The 19003-nt window shown below is 66.8% G+C and carries 20 protein-coding genes; 13 read left to right on the forward strand and 7 right to left on the reverse strand.

Translation table 11 applies throughout. The annotated features are described in order from the left end of the window. Window positions 1–90 precede the first annotated feature (90 nt). Window positions 91–711, forward strand: a complete 621-nt coding sequence (locus tag DIE11_RS31815) for a TetR/AcrR family transcriptional regulator (RefSeq protein WP_124629421.1) — start codon at window positions 91–93, stop codon at window positions 709–711. 81 nt (window positions 712–792) lie between these two features. Here the strand turns inward: DIE11_RS31815 and DIE11_RS31820 are convergent, their stop codons facing one another. Then, window positions 793–2526, reverse strand: coding sequence for a ClcB-like voltage-gated chloride channel protein (locus DIE11_RS31820; protein WP_221622477.1), 1734 nt, complete (start codon window positions 2524–2526; stop codon window positions 793–795). Window positions 2527–2641: 115 nt separating this feature from the next. After that, window positions 2642–3718: a YeiH family protein gene (locus tag DIE11_RS31825; RefSeq protein ID WP_124629423.1), complete on the reverse strand. Its 1077-nt coding sequence runs from the start codon at window positions 3716–3718 to the stop codon at window positions 2642–2644. Window positions 3719–3829: 111 nt separating this feature from the next. Between DIE11_RS31825 and DIE11_RS31830 the strand changes: the two genes are divergently transcribed. The 8 genes from DIE11_RS31830 to DIE11_RS31865 all read left to right on the forward strand — a co-directional run bounded on the left by DIE11_RS31830 (window position 3830) and on the right by DIE11_RS31865 (window position 11938). Beyond that, window positions 3830–4723 (forward strand): LysR family transcriptional regulator, encoded by an 894-nt coding sequence (locus DIE11_RS31830; RefSeq protein ID WP_124629424.1) that lies wholly within the window; start codon window positions 3830–3832, stop codon window positions 4721–4723. Window positions 4724–4876: 153 nt separating this feature from the next. Continuing rightward, window positions 4877–5641 carry a TIM barrel protein gene (locus DIE11_RS31835; RefSeq protein ID WP_124629425.1) on the forward strand — a complete coding sequence of 255 codons (765 nt, stop codon included), beginning with the start codon at window positions 4877–4879 and terminating at the stop codon, window positions 5639–5641. A 28-nt stretch (window positions 5642–5669) separates the two neighbouring features. Continuing rightward, complete coding sequence (locus DIE11_RS31840) at window positions 5670–6662, forward strand: sugar kinase (protein WP_124629426.1); 993 nt, start codon at window positions 5670–5672, stop codon at window positions 6660–6662. Between the two features lie 439 nt (window positions 6663–7101). Continuing rightward, on the forward strand, window positions 7102–8382 hold the full coding sequence (locus DIE11_RS31845) for an MFS transporter (RefSeq protein WP_059606864.1): 1281 nt from the start codon (window positions 7102–7104) through the stop codon (window positions 8380–8382). A 5-nt stretch (window positions 8383–8387) separates the two neighbouring features. Further along, window positions 8388–9353: a D-glycerate dehydrogenase gene (locus DIE11_RS31850; protein ID WP_124629427.1), complete on the forward strand. Its 966-nt coding sequence runs from the start codon at window positions 8388–8390 to the stop codon at window positions 9351–9353. A 322-nt stretch (window positions 9354–9675) separates the two neighbouring features. After that, a complete protein-coding gene (locus tag DIE11_RS31855; RefSeq protein WP_059606862.1) occupies window positions 9676–10719 on the forward strand; it encodes a LacI family DNA-binding transcriptional regulator in 1044 nt (347 codons plus the stop codon). Window positions 10720–10773: 54 nt separating this feature from the next. Continuing rightward, window positions 10774–11562 (forward strand): YhfC family intramembrane metalloprotease, encoded by a 789-nt coding sequence (locus DIE11_RS31860; RefSeq protein WP_124629428.1) that lies wholly within the window; start codon window positions 10774–10776, stop codon window positions 11560–11562. Window positions 11563–11575: 13 nt separating this feature from the next. Further along, window positions 11576–11938: a DUF3022 domain-containing protein gene (locus tag DIE11_RS31865; RefSeq protein ID WP_124629429.1), complete on the forward strand. Its 363-nt coding sequence runs from the start codon at window positions 11576–11578 to the stop codon at window positions 11936–11938. A 59-nt stretch (window positions 11939–11997) separates the two neighbouring features. On the opposite strand, the gene DIE11_RS31870 is transcribed toward DIE11_RS31865, so the two are convergent. Together DIE11_RS31870 and DIE11_RS31875 are read right to left on the reverse strand one after the other, a co-directional pair. Then, complete coding sequence (locus tag DIE11_RS31870; RefSeq protein WP_124629430.1) at window positions 11998–12429, reverse strand: PGDYG domain-containing protein; 432 nt, start codon at window positions 12427–12429, stop codon at window positions 11998–12000. Window positions 12430–12558: 129 nt separating this feature from the next. Then, window positions 12559–13104, reverse strand: a complete 546-nt coding sequence (locus tag DIE11_RS31875) for a Spy/CpxP family protein refolding chaperone (RefSeq protein ID WP_124629431.1) — start codon at window positions 13102–13104, stop codon at window positions 12559–12561. A gap of 326 nt (window positions 13105–13430) precedes the next feature. On the opposite strand from DIE11_RS31875, the gene DIE11_RS31880 reads away from it, so the two are divergent. Beyond that, window positions 13431–13895 carry an Lrp/AsnC family transcriptional regulator gene (locus DIE11_RS31880; protein ID WP_006481526.1) on the forward strand — a complete coding sequence of 155 codons (465 nt, stop codon included), beginning with the start codon at window positions 13431–13433 and terminating at the stop codon, window positions 13893–13895. A gap of 442 nt (window positions 13896–14337) precedes the next feature. Further along, window positions 14338–15438: a saccharopine dehydrogenase family protein gene (locus DIE11_RS31885; RefSeq protein ID WP_124629432.1), complete on the forward strand. Its 1101-nt coding sequence runs from the start codon at window positions 14338–14340 to the stop codon at window positions 15436–15438. A 108-nt stretch (window positions 15439–15546) separates the two neighbouring features. On the opposite strand, the gene DIE11_RS31890 is transcribed toward DIE11_RS31885, so the two are convergent. Both DIE11_RS31890 and cydX read right to left on the reverse strand, forming a co-directional pair. Further along, window positions 15547–16164: an ATP-binding protein gene (locus DIE11_RS31890; RefSeq protein ID WP_059524280.1), complete on the reverse strand. Its 618-nt coding sequence runs from the start codon at window positions 16162–16164 to the stop codon at window positions 15547–15549. Then, window positions 16161–16307: a cytochrome bd-I oxidase subunit CydX gene (gene cydX / locus DIE11_RS31895; RefSeq protein ID WP_082729050.1), complete on the reverse strand. Its 147-nt coding sequence runs from the start codon at window positions 16305–16307 to the stop codon at window positions 16161–16163. The genes DIE11_RS31890 and cydX overlap by 4 nt, the downstream gene beginning before the upstream one ends. Window positions 16308–16486: 179 nt before the next feature. Here cydX and corA point away from each other — a divergent pair, with 179 nt between their 5' ends. Further along, complete coding sequence (corA, locus tag DIE11_RS31900; RefSeq protein WP_124629433.1) at window positions 16487–17464, forward strand: magnesium/cobalt transporter CorA; 978 nt, start codon at window positions 16487–16489, stop codon at window positions 17462–17464. A 12-nt stretch (window positions 17465–17476) separates the two neighbouring features. Here the strand turns inward: corA and DIE11_RS31905 are convergent, their stop codons facing one another. Then, a complete protein-coding gene (locus DIE11_RS31905) occupies window positions 17477–17764 on the reverse strand; it encodes a YciI-like protein (protein WP_059606847.1) in 288 nt (95 codons plus the stop codon). 453 nt (window positions 17765–18217) lie between these two features. On the opposite strand from DIE11_RS31905, the gene DIE11_RS31910 reads away from it, so the two are divergent. Beyond that, window positions 18218–18706: an aminoacyl-tRNA deacylase gene (locus tag DIE11_RS31910; protein WP_044848239.1), complete on the forward strand. Its 489-nt coding sequence runs from the start codon at window positions 18218–18220 to the stop codon at window positions 18704–18706. Window positions 18707–19003 lie beyond the last annotated feature (297 nt).

A 19003-nucleotide genomic window follows, 5' to 3' on the forward strand; every position in this document is an offset into this window, starting at 1 on the left:
GTCGTTCGGAAACTGTGGCGGATTCTAATACACACCTGTATCTGAATGCAAAGATGAATCCGAAAGGGAGTTGGTGCTAGACTGCGCGCCATGAAACCACAGCGCTTAACTCGCGAGCAGAGCAGGGACCAGACGCGCGAACGTCTGCTGAATGCCGCGCATCGTATTTTTATGAAGAAAGGCTATGTCGCCGCGAGCGTCGAGGACATCGCGGCGGCGGCCGGCTATACGCGCGGCGCGTTTTATTCGAATTTCCGCAGCAAGTCGGAACTGCTGCTCGAACTGCTCGAGCGCGACCATGATTCGGTGCGGGCCGATTTCGAGGCGATCTTCGAGGTAGGCGGCCCGCGCGAGCAGATGGAGTCGATGGCGCTCGCGTACTACCGCACGCTGTTTCGCGACGACGAATATTCGCTGCTGTGGGGCGAGGCGAAGTTGCAGGCGGCGCGCGACGCGAAGTTTCGCGTGCGCTTCAACCAGTTCCTGCATGGCAAGCGGCTGCAGATGGCCGAATTCATCCAGCGCTTCGCCGAGCGCGCGGGTACGCCGCTGCTGCTGCCGGCCGAGACGCTCGCGTTCGGGCTGATGTGCCTGTGCGACGGCGTGCAGTCGTACTATACGGCCGATCCGCAGCACGTGTCGGGCGACGTGGCCGAATCGGTGCTCGCGGGGTTTTTCGCACGGGTCGTGCTGGGGCGCGCGCCGGACTGAACGATCCGGCAGTCGGTCGGCGCCGACGGCGCCGCGAGCGAGGACGCGGCGCGCCGTATCGCGCGCCGCACCCCGTGTCTGTCAGCGCTCGCCGGTCATTCGCCGATACGCGTCGAGCAGCGATGTCTTGTAGACGACACCGGCGAGCGTCGGCTCGGCCTCGCTTTCGATCACCGGCAGCCGTTCGCCCTGGAACGCCATGAAGCGTTCGAGCGCGGTCGCGAGCGGCATGTCGGGCGTGAGCAGCGGAAACGGCGTATGCGCGTAGTGCGCGGCCGTCTTGTCGGTCGTGTCGCGCTTGTCGAGCAGGTCGGACGTGATGTCCTTCAATGCGACCGCGCCGCGGAAGCGCCCGGCGTCGTCGGTCACGTACAGGTACTTCACCGGATACTCGAGAAACACGCGCGTCATGTCGGCAACGCTCGCGGTGAGCGGCACGACCGTCTGCGCGGGCTGGATCAGCTCGCGCATCTGGGTGGTGCGCAGCCGCAGCCGTTCCTGCGCGTCCTGGTGGTGGCGCAGCGTGATCTCGTACATCGACGTCGTGCCGGTCGCACGCGCGACGAAATACGCGAACACGCATGACACCAGCAGCGGCAGCACGACCTGGTAACTGAGCGTCATCTCGAAGATCATCAGGATCGCCATCAGCGGCGCCTGCGTGGCGCCGGCCATGAACGCCCCCATTCCGACCATCGCATACGCGAAATACGCGGACGTGTGGCCGGGCCACAGCGCGTTCATCGCGAGCCCGAACAGCGAGCCGAACACGGCCCCGACGAACAGCGTCGGCGTGAACACGCCGCCGACCGCGCCCGAGCCGGCGGTCGCGGCGGTCGCGATCACCTTGAACACCAGCACCGCGACGAGCGCCTGCCAGGTCCACGGCGAATGCAGGATCTGGTTCACGACGCTATAGCCATTGCCCCACACGTCCGGAATCCACACCGAGATCACGCCGACCGCGAGGCCGCCGAGCGCGAGCCGCACCGGCAGTGGCACGGGTAGCCGCTTGAACTGGTTCTTCGATGCATCGAGCAGGTGCAGGAACTGCGGCGCGAGCACGCCGCACAGCGCGCCGAGCACGACGAACAGCAGCACCTCGGGGCCCGTCACGGCCGGAAACACCGGCATCTCGTATGGCGGCCGGTAGCCGGCGAATTCCCGCATCACGATGTTCGCGACGACGGATGCGACGACCATCGGCCCGAAGCTCTCCATCGCGATCGTGCCGAGCACGATTTCGGACACGAAGAACGCGCCGGCGATCGGCGCGTTGTATGCGGACGTGATGCCGGCTGCCGCGCCGCACGCGACGAGCAGCCGCAGGCGCGGCGGGTCGAAGTGCACGAAGCGGCCGACCAGCGACGCGGTGAGCGCCGCGAGCTGCACCATCGGGCCTTCGCGGCCGATCGAGCCGCCGCTGCCGATCGTCAGCAGCGACGACACGCTGCGCCACAGGCTCTGCCGCACCGGCACGACGCCGTCGCCGAGCGCGACGGCTTCCATGTAGTCGGTGTTGCCGGATTTCCGGACGCCGCGCGTCGCCAGCAGCAGCACGCAGCCGGCCAGGAAGCCGCCCGCGGCCGGCATCCAGAACCGCACGTACCACGGCAGGCTTCTCGCCATCTGCACGAAGCTGCCGCTGTGTCCGGAGATCAGGCGCTGCATCAGGTCGATGCCTTCGCGAAACGCGATGGTGGCGAAGGCGCCGCCGACGCCGACGATGGCCGACCAGATCAGCATCGTATGGGCGTCCGACAGGCGGAACAGCGTCTGGGCGCGAGTGCGCAGCTTCAGCAGGAACGAGAGCACGGCTGAAAGAGGGTGATGAAGAGGACGAAGGAAAACGACGCGAAGCATAGCACTGCGCCGCGCCCGCGGGACCTTCCCGTCGGGCGCGGCGCGTGTCGCGGCACGGATGCGCGGCTCAGCCAAGCCAGTGCTGCACGGCCCAGGTGATCCCGTAGCCGCCGGCGATCAGCCAGACGTACAGGATCAGGCCGGTGGTCAGGGCCCGCGGGCCGGCCTCGCGGATCTGCGACACGCGGGTCTCGATGCCGAGCGCGGTCATCGCCATCGTCAGCGCGAAGGTGTCGAGCACGTTCAGCGTGTGCGTGACGTCGGCGGGCAGTACGTTCAGCGAATTGACGATCACGAAGCCGAGGAAGCCGAGCGCGAACCACGGCACCGCCACCTTGCGCTTGCCTTGCGCGCCGTCGGCGCGCGCACCGGCCGAGCGTGCGGAGCGGGCGAGCCACCAGCCGAGCGTGAGCAGCACCGGCACCAGCAGCATCACGCGGGTCATCTTCACGATCGTCGCGACGTGCGCGACCTGCGGGCTGATGTCGCTCGCCGCGCCGACCACCTGCGCGACCTCGTGGATCGTGCCGCCGAAGAACAGGCCGAGGCCGGTCGGGTCGAGATTGAGCAGGCCGGCGTGATATGCGAGCGGGTAGAGGAACATCGACAGCGTGCCGAACAGCACGACGCTGCCCACGGCCATCGCGCTCTGATGCGGCTTCGACTGCAGCGTCGACTCGAACGCGAGCACGGCGGCCGCGCCGCAGATCGCGCTGCCGGCGGCGGTCAGGAGCGCCGCGTCGCGATCGAGCTTCATCACCTTCATGCCGACCCAGGTGCCGATCGCGAGCGTGCTCACGACGACCAGCACCGACACCGTCAGGCCCGGCAGGCCGACCTGCGCGATCTCCTGCAGGCTCACGCGCAGGCCGAAGAACGCGACCGCGATGCGCAGCAGCTTGCGCGCGGAAAAGTTGACGCCGGCCGCCCAGCTCGCGGGCATGCCGTCACGCAGGGCGTTGCCGTACAGCGCGCCTGCGACGATGCCGACGATCAGCGGTGACAGGCCGAGCCCGGCGATCGCCGGAAGTTGCGACAGGCTGGTGACGGCGGCGGCGAACAGCGCGACGAACAGCACGCCGTTCAACTGGCCGCGCGTCGACGGAGCGGCGTGGTTGAGATGGGGAGTCGGAGCAGTGGACATGGGGCACCGTGATGAAACAGGTTGCGATGGCCTAATCCTAAATTGGTTATATCGATATGAGAAATTGTGATTTGTGACGTAAACTATCCGGAAAACCGATAATTAATTCCCATGACCCCGGATCAACTGATAACGTTCGCGGCCGTCGCCGAACACCTGAACATCAGCCGCGCTGCGCTGGCGCTGCATCTGTCGCAGCCGGCCGTGTCGGGCCAGCTGCGCCTGCTGCAGGACGAGTTCGGCGAGCCGCTGTACCAGCGCGAGGGCCGCGGCATCCGCCTGACGCCGGTCGGCGAACAGCTCGCGCAGTATGCCAAGGCGCAGCGCGACACATTCGCGCAGGCGCGCGCGTTTCGCGACGCCGTGCGCGGGCTCGAGGCCGGCACGCTGCGGATCGGCGCGAGCACGACGCCCGCGAGCTACCTGCTGCCGTACCTGATCGCGGCGTTTCAGCCGCGCGTGCCGCGGGTGGCGATTCACACGATGAGCGGCAATACGGCCGACGTGGTTGCGGCGCTGGCGTCGCTCGACGTCGCGATGATCGAAGGGCCGCCCGGCGAGGCGCTTCCGCCCGGCACCGCCGTGCATGCGTGGCACGAGGACGAGATCGTCGCGGTCGTGCCGGCCGGACATCCGCTCGCCGCGCCGGAGTACGAAGCCGGCGTCACGCTCGACGCACTCGCCGCGCATCCGCTCGTGTTGCGCGAGGAGGGTTCCGGCGTGCGCCAGCTCGTCGAACGCGCGTTCGCGCATGGCGGCGCGCCGATGCACGTCGCGTTCGAGATTGCGGGCGTCGAGGCCGTGAAGGAGGCCGTGCGCGCGGGGATGGGCGTCGGATTCGTCTCCGCGATGTCGCTGCGCCACGAGGACGCGGCGCTCGTGCCGCGCTCGCTGGCCCCCGCGCCGCTCACGCGCCATTTCTCGATCCTCGTGCCGCACGGCGCCGCGCCGTCGCGCGTGGCTGCCCAGTTCCTCGACATGTGCATCACGCACGACGAAAAATAGCCGCCGACGCGGGTCCCGGAACGCCGGATGCACATGCCCAGGCGGGCGGCGGTGTGGGCTAGGGATTTCCTCTATGGCGTGCACCCGACGCGAAGTGCACCATCCGTCTCAAGCAAATGGAACCGGTTCCATTCGGATGAAAAAAGGGCAGAAATGGCAGACATCGTGATCGTGGCGAGCGCATTCGGGATGGACCGCGTGCGTCAGGAGGGCCACCGTGCATTCATCGCGACCGCGGCCGCATCCGGGGCGACCGGCTTCGAGGTAAGGCGCGAGCTGTTCGCATCGGACGACGACGCGACGCCCGGCGCGCTGGCCGCGCTCGGCACGGCACTCGCCACGCACGGGCTCTGGTCGGTCTATTCGACGCCGGCCACGTTGTACACGGAAACCGGCGCGCTCGATGCCGACGCGTTGCGCGACACGCTCATGGAAGCCGACGCGCTCGGGGCGCGCTTCGTCAAGTTCCAGCTCGGCGGCTTCGCCGGCGACGCGCATGCGTCCGAGATCGTCGCGCTGTCGCGCGGCGCGCGTGCCCGCGTGGTGGTCGAGAACGGCCAGCTGCCGGTGGGGGGCGCGCTCGCTCAATTCAGCGGGCTGTTCGCCGCGTTGACCGAAGCGGGCATGCCGGATGCGCTCGGCATGACGTTCGACATCGGCAACTGGCAGTGGCCGGGCGAAGCGCCGCTCGCGTGCGCGCACGCGCTCGCGCCGCATGTGGAATACATTCATTGCAAGGCAGTCGTTGGCGAGGGCGCACGCCGTTTCGCTGTGGCGCCGGCGCCGGGCGACACGCTCGTCTCGGGCGTGCTCGCGGCCCTGCCGCAAGCGGCGCCGCGCGGCATCGAATTCCCGTTCGATGCCAACGACCTGGCGGGCGATGCCGGCCGGCGCGTGGCGTGGCTCGCCGCCGCGTGACGCAGGAAGGATACGGAGGAATTCATTCATGAAGGCAGAACTCGATGTCGTGACCTACGGTGAAGCGATGGCGATGTTCGTCGCCGCCGAACCCGGCCACCTCGCGCACGCGGCGCAATTCACGAAGCGGATCGCGGGCGCGGACCTGAACGTCGCGATCGGCCTGTCGCGGCTCGGCTTCCGGGTCGGCTGGATGAGCCGGGTGGGCCGTGATTCGTTCGGCGGTTATGTGCTCGACACGCTTGCGCGCGAAGGCATCGACGCATCGTGCGTGACCGTCGATCCGCGCTATCCGACCGGTTTTCAGCTGAAGTCGCGCAACGACGACGGCAGCGACCCGACCGTCGAATATTTCCGCAAGGGCTCGGCCGCGAGCCACCTGTCGTGCGACGACTACGTGGCCGACTACGTGCTCGGCGCGCGTCACCTGCACTTGACGGGCGTCGCGCCGGCGATCTCCGCGACGTCCTGCGAACTCGCTTTCCAGCTGGCGCGCGAGATGCGCGCGGCCGGCAAGACGATCTCGTTCGATCCGAACCTGCGCCCGACGCTGTGGCCGTCCGCCGACGTGATGGCGAAGACGCTGAACGCGCTCGCGACGCTCGCCGACTGGGTGCTGCCAGGGCTCGCCGAAGGGCAGCAGCTCACCGGGCACGACACGCCGGCCGATATCGCGGGCTTCTACCTGGCACAGGGTGCGCGCGGCGTGGTGATCAAGCTGGGCGCCGAGGGTGCGTACTTCCGCACGGCCGACGACCGCGAGGGCGTGGTTGCGGGCGAGCGCGTCGCGAACGTGGTCGACACGGTCGGCGCCGGCGATGGCTTCGCGGTCGGCGTGGTCAGCGCGCTGCTGGAAGGCCGGTCCGTCGAGCACGCGGTCGCGCGCGGCAACCGCATCGGGGCGCTCGCGATCCAGGTAATCGGCGATTCGGAAGGCTTGCCGACCCGCGAGGCACTCGATCGGCTCGAAAACGTCAGCAATCGCGCCGATCGCTTAGAGGAAAGCGTCACCGCGCAATGAGAGGCCGGACACGGCACAATCCGCGGACCCATTTCGTGCTTCGTGCACGGTTTTGCATGAGGCCGGAGCAGGCGCCGATGCGCCGATGCCGGTCGATTCCCGAAAGGACGGGACGGGAGGAGGCGCTAAAGCGCGAACTTCCGTCGACCGCCGCAGGGCAAGAGTAAGCGCTGAAGCGCCAACTCTTGCCAACAGCGGCATGGGACGGGAGTAGGCGCTAAAGCGCGAACTTCCGTCGACCGCCGCAGGGCAAGAGTAAGCGCTGAAGCGCCAACTCCTGCCAACAGCGGCATGGGACGGGAGTAGGCGCTGAAGCGCGAACTTCCGTCGACCGCCGCAGGGCAGGAGTAAGCGCTGAAGCGCTAACTCCTGCCAACAGCGGCATGGGACGGGAGTAGGCGCTGAAGCGCCAACTCCCGTCGACACAGGAGACACACTGATGGCAGCCAATCTCGCAGCACGACGCTGGTGGACGATCATGCCGATCGTCTTCATCACCTACAGCCTCGCTTATCTCGACCGCGCAAACTACGGGTTCGCGGCAGCGGCCGGCATCAACCAGGACCTCGGGATCAGCAAGGGCCTGTCGTCGCTGATCGGCGCGCTGTTCTTCCTCGGCTACTTCTTCTTCCAGATTCCGGGCGCAATCTATGCGGAGCGCCGCAGTGTCAAGAAGCTCGTGTTCGCCAGCCTCGTCCTGTGGGGTGCGTGCGCCGCGCTCACGGGCGTCGTCACCAACATCCCGTCGCTGATGGCGATCCGCTTCATGCTCGGCGTGGTCGAAGCGGCCGTGATGCCGGCGATGCTCATCTATATCAGCAACTGGTTCACGAAGAACGAACGCTCGCGCGCGAACACGTTCCTGATCCTCGGCAACCCGGTCACCGTGCTGTGGATGTCGATCGTGTCAGGCTATCTCGTGCACGAATTCGGCTGGCGCCACATGTTCATCGCCGAAGGCGTGCCGGCCATCATCTGGGCCGTGTGCTGGTGGTTCCTCGTGCAGGACAAGCCAGCCGATTCGCCGTGGCTCAACGCGCAGGAAAAGAGCGACCTCGATGCCGCGCTCGCGGCCGAACAGGCAGCGATCAAGCCCGTGCGCAACTACGGCGAGGCATTCCGTTCGCCGGCGGTGATCAAGCTGTGCGCGCAATACTTCTGCTGGAGCATCGGCGTGTACGGCTTCGTGCTGTGGCTGCCGTCGATCGTCAAGAACGGCTCCGAGCTCGGCATGGTCGCGACCGGATGGCTGTCGGCGCTGCCGTACCTCGCGGCGACGATCGCGATGCTGGTCGCGTCGTGGGCGTCCGACAAGGTCGGTTCGCGCCGCGGCTTCGTGTGGCCGTTCCTGCTGGTCGGCGCGGCCGCGTTCGCCGCGTCGTATGCGCTCGGCTCGTCGCATTTCTGGATCTCGTATGCGCTGCTGGTCGTCGCGGGCGCCGCGATGTACGCGCCGTACGGCCCGTTTTTCGCGATCGTCCCGGAACTGCTGCCGAAGAACGTCGCCGGCGGCGCAATGGCGCTGATCAACAGCATGGGCGCGCTCGGCTCGTTCGTCGGCTCGTATTTCGTCGGCTACCTGAACGGGGCGACCGGGTCGCCCGTCGCATCGTATGCGTTCATGAGCGCCGCGCTCGTGGCCGCGGTGATCCTCACGCTGTCCGTCAAACCCCAGGCGCGCGATGCGCACCCGCTCGCGACGCCGCTGCAAGGAAAATGAAAACGATGAAGCCTCGTATCGTCGCGTACAAGCCGCTGCCCGATGACGTGCTCGCGTACCTGCGCGAGCATGCGGAAGTCGTGCAGGCCGACGGCGCCGACGCGCTCGCCGATGCCCTCGGCGACGCGGACGGCGCGATCGGCGCGAGCCTGAAGGTGACGCCGCAGATGCTCGATCGCGCACCGCGGCTGAAGGCCTGGTCGACGATCTCGGTCGGCTACGACAACTTCGACGTCGCGGATCTCACTCGGCGCGGCATCGTGCTCGCGCATACGCCCGACGTGCTGACGGAATCGACCGCCGATACCGTGTTCTCGCTGATCCTCGCGTCCGCGCGGCGCGTGGTCGAACTGGCGGAATGGGTGAAGGCCGGCCACTGGCATCGCAGCATCGGCCCCGATCTGTACGGCACCGACGTGCAGGGCAAGACCCTCGGCATCGTCGGGCTCGGGCGGATCGGCGGCGCGGTCGCGCGCCGCGCGGCGCTCGGCTTCCGGATGCAGGTGCTGTACGCGAACCGTTCCGCGCACGCCGAAGCCGAGACGCAGTACGGCGCCCGCCGCGTGACGCTCGACGAACTGCTCGCGCAGTCGGATTTCGTGTGCCTGCAAGTGCCGTTGTCGCCGGAAACGCGTCACCTGATCGGCGCGGCCGAATTCGCGAAGATGAAGCGCGGCGCGATCCTGATCAACGCATCGCGCGGGCAGGTGGTCGACGAGGCCGCACTGGTCGACGCGCTGCGCGCGGGCACGATCCGCGGCGCGGGGCTCGACGTGTTCGAGAAGGAGCCGTTGCCGGCGGATTCGCCGCTGCTGCGGATGAACAATGTCGTCGCGCTGCCGCATATCGGCTCGGCGACGCACGAGACGCGCCATGCGATGGCGCGCTGCGCCGCGGAAAACCTGGTCGGCGCGCTGGCCGGGACGCTGCGCACGAACCTCGTCAATCCCGACGCGCTCGCGCGCGCCTGAGCGGGGCCGGTCAGTCGGCGGGGCCGCCGGCTGGGTTAGAGGCGATGGTCTTGGTACCGGAGGGCAGGCTGCGTTATGATCGCCCGCTCGTCGCATCGACGACCCGGCCACGCGGCCGGTGGCGTTCGGCGGCGGGCATCCGTGCCAGGTCCGGTGCGGCCGATCGCCGTGCGTTTCAGGCGACCGGAGCAGGCGCGAACGCGCCGGCTTCGATCGACCGCGAAGCAGGGGAGCGGCGGCGTCCGCCGGGTGGCTTTCGTATCCAACAACAAAGGTCCGTCCGCACACGAAGCGGCGCGGATCGTACGTCGCGAGGCACGACTTGAGCGATTCGCAACCTTCCACGCAGCGTCCGGCGACGATCAGCGACGTCGCACGCGAAGCCGGCACGGGCAAGACCAGCGTTTCGCGCTATCTGAACGGCGAGACGCACGTGCTGTCCGCCGATCTGCGCCAGCGGATCGAGACGGCGATCGCGCGCCTCAACTACCGGCCGAACCAGATGGCGCGCGGGCTGAAGCGCGGCCGCAACCGGCTGCTCGGCATGCTCGCGGCCGACCTGACCAATCCGTATACCGTCGAAGTGCTGCAGGGCGTCGAGGCCGCGTGCCACGCGCTCGGCTACATGCCGCTCATCTGTCACGCGGCCAACGAAGTCGAGATGGAGCGGCGCTTCCTGCAGCTGCTCACGACCTACCGGGTCGAAGGGCTGATCGTCAACGCGCTCGGCGCGGAGGAAGACGTGCTGCGTCCGCTGCGCGGCGCCGGCATTCCGGCCGTGCTCGTCGACCGGACGGTCGAGGGCTTCGAGGCCGACCTGATCGGGCTCGACAATACCGATGCGATCGAGATGGCGATCGCGCACCTGGTCGCGCGCGGCTTCGATGCGATCCATTTCGTCGTGCAGCCGTTCGAGCGTGTCAGCTCGCGGCGCCTGCGCGAGGCCGCGTTTCGCGCGGCGCTCGACGCGCGCGGGCTGCCGGTGCCGCCGACGGTCGTGCTCGACCTGAACGAGCCCGCCGCGGCTGCGGCGGCGCTTGCCGACCTCGACGCGCGCATCGACGACGCGGTGCGGCGCGGCGTGCGTGCGGCGCTGTTCGCCGCCAACGCGCCGGTCGCGCTCGCGATCGCGCGCCATCTGCGCGCGCGTTTCGGCGCGGCGTGGCAGGAAAAGGCCGCGCTGCTGTCGATCGACGATCCGGAATGGGCCGAACTGATCGGCATCACGACGATTCGCCAGCCGACCTACGAGATCGGCTACAAGGCGGTCGAATTCGTGCACGAGCGCATCGACGGCGCGGCCGGCGACGTGCGCGTCGCGTTGCTGCCGGGCGAGCTGATTGCGCGCGCGTCGACCGCAAGCTGAGTATCATTCGGGGCACGGCGCGCGTCAGGTGCGCTGCCCCGAACAAGGAAATTCATGACTGTCGCTCCCGTCACGCTGGCGGTGCTGATCGCCGCCACGCTGATCATCGCGCTACTGCCGTTCGTTCTCTTCCGTATTCTGCGCAAGCCACTTTCGCTCGACCGCCGCGACACGATCGTCGGTGTCGCCGTCTTCACGCTGTTCGCGATGATCGTCGAACGCGCATTCCATGGCCTCGTGCTGAGCCAGACGCCCGCCGGCGGCTGGCTCACGCAGCCGCTCGCGTTCGTCGCGTACAGCGCGCTCGCGACTGCCGTGTTTGAGGAAGTCGGCCGCTATCTCGGGATCCGGTTCCTGAACCGCCGCTACGGCGCGTCGGCCGGCGACGGGCGCGGCATCGGCTACGGGATCGGCAATGCCGGTGCCGAAGCCTGGTTCGTCGGCGTGCTCATATGGGGCCAGTGGTCGTATCTTGCGTGGCTCGCGAGCCGCGGCCAGCTCGAGACGCAGCTCGCGGACCTGCCGGGCGATACCGTCGAGCGGCTGCACGTGATGCTGGCGACGCTGTCGGCACAGTCGATCCTGCTGTTGCTGCTCGAGCGTTGCTCGGCGTTCGTGGTGCAACTCGCGCTGTCGGTGCTGGTCTGGCGCGGCGTGCGCGCCGGCCGCGCGGGCGTGCTGCCGCTCGCGATCGTGCTGCATGCGCTGGCGGTCGCGCCGGCGCTGCTGTATCAGGTGCGCGTGCTGCCGGCCGGATCGCTCGAGGCCGCGTATTTCGTGCTGGCCGCGATCCTGGTCGCCGTGCTGGCGAAGACGTGCCGGTCGCCGCGTGCGGCGGCCTGACGGGAGAGGCGGAATGGACGACTATCTGATCGAATGCCGGAGCGCCGAATTCGACGCGCTCGCGCGCGTGATCTGCGATCTCTTTCCGGAGCAGACGCGCTTTGTCGAAAGCACCGACGAACGCGGACGCTTCCTGTCAGTGCAGTGGCTGGCGATGCGTTTCGGTTCGACGCCGAAACGGATGACGCTCGACATCCGCATCGTGCCGGCCGCGCTGGCGCGCTATCTGGCGCTCAGGCCGATGCAGCGCGCCCGCAGCCATGCGGTGCTGCATGCGTACACGGAAGCGATGCTGGGCTCGCTCGAGGAGCGGCACGCGGCCGGCGAGGCCGTCGAGCGCGACGCGGAACTCGAACTCGACGAAGACTTTGCCTGACCCTTGACGTGAGCGAGCGCGCCGGCGCGATGCCGGCGTCGCGCGCTACGCATTACGCGTTATGCGTCGCGGTAGACCTGCGCGAAACGCTGCGCCTGGACGACGCCGTAGTCGCCGGGCGCATACTGCATCACCCAGTCGCCGGCGATGCCGCGCAGCGTGTCGCCGTTTTCCGAGCGGGCGATCGTGAACGGTTCGTCCATCCGGCGGGCGAGCACGACGGCCGGACGGTTCCGGTAGGCGCCCGGCGCACCGTGCGCGAGCGCCGGATCGGCGGGCAGGTACTTCGCGTCGAAGCGAGCGCGCGACACGACCCAGCGGTCGCCGGTCGAGCCGGTGATCAGCGCGTCGCCCGCGATATAGCGGTTCGGGCCTTCGAGGCTCATCAGTTCGCCGTCGGCCTCCGCGAATGCGACCGTGACGGTTTCGTCCTTCACGACGCGACGGGCCTGCGGGTCGGTACGCAGATCGATGTGCTTGAGTTCGAGCATGGCGGGGGGAAGTGCGGGAAAAGCCGGGAGCTTATCCCGAATCCGGCGCGCCGTGTGACGCACCGGATTCCTGCGGGATGCGCGACGCCGTTCGCCCCGGACGGGCACCGTGGCGCCGGCAGGCGGACGTCAGGGCTGAGCGGGCGCGCTGGCGGCCGGCGCGGCGGCTGCCTTGCCTTCCTTGCTCCGGGCCTTGCCCTTGCCGCGGTGTTCGCCGCCGTGATGCAGCCAGCTGCGGAACGTCGTGTCGGCGAGTGCCTTCTGGTCGGCCGGGAAGCTCTGGTAGAGCGGCGCGAATGCGTCGGCGAGCTTCTTCGCGCCGTCCGCGTTCGCCTGCGCGAGTTCCGCGTACTGCTTCATATCGTCGACCGCGGACACGTTCTGGCTTTCCATCCGCATGCGATAGAGGCGGCCCATCGTGTCGCCATTTTCACGCATCGTGTCGGCGAACGTCTTCCATTGCGGCTCCTGCGCCGACGTGATCTTCAGTTGATCGTGCAGGTACTTGATACGCTGCTCGATGCGCGCTTCGTGGCGTGCCGCGCGCTGTTCGGCGCTCGGGGCCGACGCCGCAGCCGTCACTGACGGAGCGGGCGCTTGCGGCTGCGCCGGCGTTTGCGCGAATGCGCTGGCTGCAACGGCGAGCGTAGCGAGGGTGAGCGAGATTTTCTTCATGATTGGCTCTCCGGGTGGTGTCGTGCGAACGGGCGCGACGGCAACCGCCGCAAGCGCGCCTCTCGCGTCGCACATTATTAGTAGCACGTTGCGTGCGGCGCGGCAGTGAATGCGACACTTGCTTACATCCGAAACGAATCGAAATTGAAAGGGACATAGTGGGCGGACGGCGTTCGATCGACGTCGGACGCCGCACGCGAACGAGGCCGGCGAGACGAACGCGTAAGCCCGTGACCGCGTGCGATGCCGTTTGGGCGCACCGGCGTTCGGCGCTATCATCGCGTCACGTTCCATTTCGCCGGCGCGTTGCACGCCGGCCCAGCCTCATGCGTCCACCTCGTCTCGACCAACTCGACGACCTCGACCGGCAACTCGTCGCGCTGCTGCAAGCCGATGCGCGCGCAAGCGTCGCCGATCTCGCGCGACAGCTCGACGTCGCACGCACGACGGTCGTCGCGCGCATTGCGCGGCTCGAGCGCACCAACGTGATCGCCGGCTACAGCGTGCGGCTCGGACAGGACGTGCTCGATGCAAGCATTTATGCGTATGTCGGCATCATCCTCACGCCGAAGTTCGGCAAGGACGTGTTGCGCAAGCTCGACCGGATGCCTGAGGTGCAGCTGCTGTGCGCGGTGAGCGGCGAGTACGATTACGTCGCGTGGCTGCGCGCCGATTCGCCCGAACGGCTCAACGACCTGCTCGACCAGATCGGTACGCTCGAAGGCGTCGAACGCACGACCACGTCGATCATCCTGTCGCGCAAGATCGATCGCGGCACGATCGGCGGATGACGCATCGCATGCGGTGTCGCGTGTGACACCGCGGCGCGATTCGAATCGTCGCGCCGGTTTTTCCTCCTTTCCCTTCCCTTGATACCCGCCGCCGGCACTCGCCGCGGGGCGGGGCGTTGCGTCGCACATCTGGACGCGAGCACGCATCGTTGCGTCGAATGCCGGCTTGCGCGCGGGCAACGATTCATTCGCGTGCGCATCTTCCGCCTTGCATGTTCCTTCGTGCCCGTCCAAACGCGTCCATCGCGGCCCGTTTGCAGCGCGTCATATATGTGATTTTTAGACGATTTGGTCGTTGTGACGAAATACGTCGTCATATCGTCGAATTAAACGGTCGTTTCGCATCATTCTTCGTCTTGGAACTGATTTTGCGCGTCCCTAAACTGTGTTCATGGCTCGACGCCGTACACCAACACCAAACTCATCATCAGGAGATAAGCGCATGAAAATCGCCATCGTCGGCGCAGGTCTGATCGGTCACACCATTGCTCACATGCTGCGTGAAACGGGCGACTACGAAGTGGTCGCGTTCGACCGCGACGCGGATGCGCTCGCCAAGCTGTCGCGTGAAGGCATCGCGACGCAGCGTGTCGATTCGGCCGACGCCAATGCGATCCGTGAAGCCGTGAAGGGCTTCGATGCGCTCGTCAACGCGCTGCCGTACTACCTTGCGGTCAACGTCGCCGCGGCGGCCAAGGCTGCCGGCGTCCATTACTTCGACCTGACCGAAGACGTGCGCGCGACCCACGCGATCCGTGAACTGGCGGATGGTTCGGACCGCGCGTTCATGCCGCAGTGCGGCCTCGCGCCGGGCTTCATCGGCATTGCCGCACACGAGCTCGTGAACGGCTTCAGCGAAGTGCGCGACGTGAAGATGCGCGTCGGCGCGCTGCCCGAGTATCCGACCAACGCGCTCAAGTACAACCTGACGTGGAGCGTCGACGGCCTGATCAACGAATACTGCCAGCCGTGCGAAGCGATCCGTGACGGCCGCAAGCAGTGGGTGCAGCCGCTCGAAGGCCTCGAGCATTTCTCGCTCGACGGTACCGAATACGAAGCGTTCAACACGTCGGGCGGTCTGGGCACGCTGTGCGAGACGCTGTCGGGCAAGGTCGAGACGCTCGACTACAAGTCGGTGCGCTATCCGGGTCACCGCGAACTCGTGCGGTTCCTGCTCGAGGACCTGCGCCTGTCGAGCGACCGCGACACGCTGAAGTCGATCATGCGCCGCGCGGTGCCGTCGACGAAGCAGGACGTCGTGCTCGTGTTCGTCACGGTGACGGGCGTGAAGGACGGTCAGCTCGTGCAGGACGTGTTCACGCGCAAGATTTTCGCGAAGGACGTGTGCGGGATGCACATGAGCGCGATCCAGATCACGACGGCCGGCGCGATGTGCGCGGTGCTGGATCTGTTCCGCGAGAAGAAGCTGCCGCAGAGCGGTTTCATCCCGCAAGAAAAGGTGTCGCTGAAGGCGTTCCTCGCGAACCGCTTCGGCAAGCTGTACGAAGGCGGCACGATGGAGCGCGTGCACGAAGTCGCCTGACGACGGGTCTCCGGCACGAGGGCCGTGCGACGCCGGGAGCGCAACAGCGCTTCCGGCGTTGTTTTTTGAGCGAGTCGAAGCGGGGAAGAGCAGGGCGATGCCTGCCGCTCAGGCGGGCAGCGGCGGGACGATCGTTGCCTGCGGCGCCGGCGGTGCGATGCGGTACAGCAGAGCATCGATGTCCGCGTCGGACGGCGCGGTGTTGTCGAACATCACGATGCCGTCGCATTCGTGGCCGGTCGGCACGAAGCGGCGTTGCCGGTATTCGTCCCAGTGCGCGAGCTTGTACGCGTCGTTCGGATTGCCGCGCGCGACGATTCGCTGGTGCGCGACGTCTTCCGCGGTGTGGACCCACACGACCGTCAGCACGACGTCCGGCCCGATGCCGAGCCACGTGCGGTCGAGGATGCGCCGATCACGCACTTCGCGCGACAGCGGGCCGACCACCAGCACGCCGATGCCGAGCGCGAGGTTCTCGCGGGCTGTGTCGAGCAGGCCCTGGTATTCGGGATCGCGCAGGTGCTTCAGGTAGAGCGGGCTGTCACGATCGTTCGGATCGGAGGTGAGGGCACCCATCGCGGCCGAACTGTAGCGGCCGTAGAGCGTGTCCTTGTCGAGCAGGCAGAAGGCTTCGCCGGTCGCACGCATCAGCGGCCCGATCAGCCGCTTCGCGAGCGTGGTCTTGCCGGTGCCGGCATGACCGCAGAAGAACACCAGGTGCGTCACGAATACCGGCTCCCCGGATCCGCGCGCGATGCGTCGGTGCGCTTGTCGCCGCGCGAGAAGACTTCCGCCTCCAGCCACATCGCGTTGATGATGCCGAAGCCGAGCGCCACGCCGATGCCGAGTATCCACGAGAAATACCACATGGGTCTGTCTCCTTGACGGTTGGGCCGCACGGCCATGCCGTGCGTCTGTCGAAGCGATGCCGTGCGCATGCCGCGTCGCACGTAGTCCGATCATGACCAATATCGGCGTGTCGCGCAAGCCGGGCCGCCCGCGCGTCAAACCGGTAAACTGATGCGAAAACTGCAACAAGACGGACAACATGCTGATCAATTGTGCTGCATACCAGGACGGCCGCAAGCTGGCCGAAATCGATATCGACGCCATCAGCGACTACGTGTCCAAGCCCGAGTGTTTCGTGTGGGTCGCGCTGAAGGATCCGACGCCGGACGAGATCGACCTGATGGGCGAGGAATTCGGGTTGCACGAGCTCGCGCTCGAGGATGCCCGCAAGGGGCATCAGCGGCCGAAGATCGAGGAGTACGGCGATTCGCTGTTCGCGGTGCTCCATATGGTCGAGCTCGACGACGACGGCGAATTCAAGGTCGGCGAGCTGAACGTGTTCGTCGGCCCGAACTATGTGCTGTCGATTCGCAACCATACCGAGCAGGACTTCCGCGACGTGCGCAAGCGCTGCGAGCGCGAGCCGCATCTGCTGCAGGAGGGGTCGGCGTTCGTGTTCTATGCGCTGATGGACCAGGTCGTCGACCGCTATTTCCCGATCCTCGAGACGCTCGGCCTCGAGCTCGAGGAACTCGAGGACCGCATCTTCACGAAGGCCTCGCCCGCGTCGTCGCGCGTCATCATCGAGGATCTCTATTCGCTGAAACGCCGGCTCGTAACGCTGCACCAGCACACGGCGCCGCTGATCGAGCCGCTCGCGAAGCTCACCGGCGGACGCATTCCGCAGGTCTGTAGCGGGATGGAGCATTACTTCCGCGACGTGTACGACCACCTGCAGCGGATCGTGAAGACGATCGAAGGGCGGCGCGAGATGGTCGTGACCGCGATCCAGGTCAACCTCGGGATGATTTCGCTCGCGGAGAACGAAGTGACCAAGCGGCTCGGTTCGTTCGCCGCGCTGTTCGCGATACCGACGATGATTGCCGGCATCTACGGGATGAACTTCGCGAACATGCCCGAGTTGCACCTCAAGTACGGCTTCTACGGCTGCATCGGGGTGATGGTCGCCGCCGATCTCGCGTTGTGGTGGCGCTTCAAGCGGGCGGGGTGGCTGTAGCCGCGGGCGCTGCTAGCGCGGGGCGTGCTTGCCGACCACGACGCGCCACGGACGCACGTACCAGGATTTGACGAGGCCGTGCTGCACGTACGGATCGGCGCGGGCGAACGATTCGGCGGCTTCCGGCGAGTCGCCTTCGAAGACGAGCACGGCCCGGTCGGCTGGATCCTGCAATGCGCCGGCGAGCATGAGTTCGCCGCGCTCGGTTGCCGCCTGCGCGAGTGCGAGGTGCTCGGCGCGGTACTGCTCGCGCCGGGACAGGTAATCGTCGACGAGTTCGTAGATCAACTGGTAATGCATGGTCGCTCCCGGAATCGGTTGCCGCTGGATGGCGGGCGGTTGGCTCAGTATAGAGCGCGGTTCGGTCTTTGTCGGCGCATGGCCGGCCGATTTCGGGCGATCACGAAGATGATTTTCAGGTCTCGATGCCCTTCCCTAAAATGCAACTAACGGTCTAGTCTGAATCCGCCATCGCATGAATTCGCGTAATCGCATTTGACCGGTTATCGCCGGTTTTGTCTTCAGGAAAGACGGGGCCGGACGGCATGTTCCATGCGTATTCCGGGCCCGAATTTCGCATACCGGCAAGGGCGGCTAGGGCGGCCGCGCCGACCGGAAAAGGGGCCGAAGCCAGGTGTCGGGGCCGTCCGTCCGGGTGTCGTGCGAGGGCGTTTCCATTGGCCGCAATGCGACCTATGCTGAACGAATCCGGAGCGAACTTCGTTCGCCCGATTCGTCGAGACGAGGTGTGCCATGCCTGTATCAGCCACCCTGCAGGATTGCCTGCGCCAGAAGTCATCGCGGTACGAAGTCGTGTACCACCCGTATAGCCATACCAGCATGGAGACGGCCGCCGCCGCGCATATCCCCGGCGATCGCCTCGCGAAAACCGTGCTGCTCGAGGACGACGAAGGCTACGTCGCCGCCGTGCTGCCGACGTCGCATGCAGTGCGGCTGTCGGATCTCTGGGTCAAGACCGGTCGTCATCTCGTGCTTGCCAGGGAAATCGAACTGCGCGAACTGTTCAAGGATTGCGACCTAGGCGCGTTGCCGCCGGTGTGTATGGCGTACGGGATGAAGACGTTCCTCGAGGAACATCTCGCGCAGCAGCCGGAAGTGTATTTCGAGGCCGGCGACCACGAAGCGCTGATCCACATGATGCAGGACGAATTCCTGTCGTTGATGGAGACGGCCGAGCGCGCGCATTTCTCGCACAAGATGCAGGGGATGTGGTTGTCCTGATCGTCCTGTTGCGGGCAGTTTGCGGTGGTTGGAGACGGCGTCTGGCGGACGGCCGTCAGGGACGTTGCGTTTCGCCGGTTTTGCCGCAGCTGCGTTTACGCCGGAAATCGGTGCCGCGAGCGACCGGTGAGGCGGGATTCTGGTGGCGTCCCATCGGGATCTCAGTGGTGTCGTCGGGCGAATTTCGTATTTGACATAATCATAGTTATCGATATACCTGGTGTAGTAGCTTTCTAGAAATGTCGTGTTCTAGCCATTTAGAAATGTCGCGTTTGGACCTCGGTAAGCTTGCCGGCT

Source organism: Burkholderia sp. Bp9012 (genome assembly GCF_003853825.1).
GTDB classification, from domain to species: domain Bacteria; phylum Pseudomonadota; class Gammaproteobacteria; order Burkholderiales; family Burkholderiaceae; genus Burkholderia; species Burkholderia diffusa.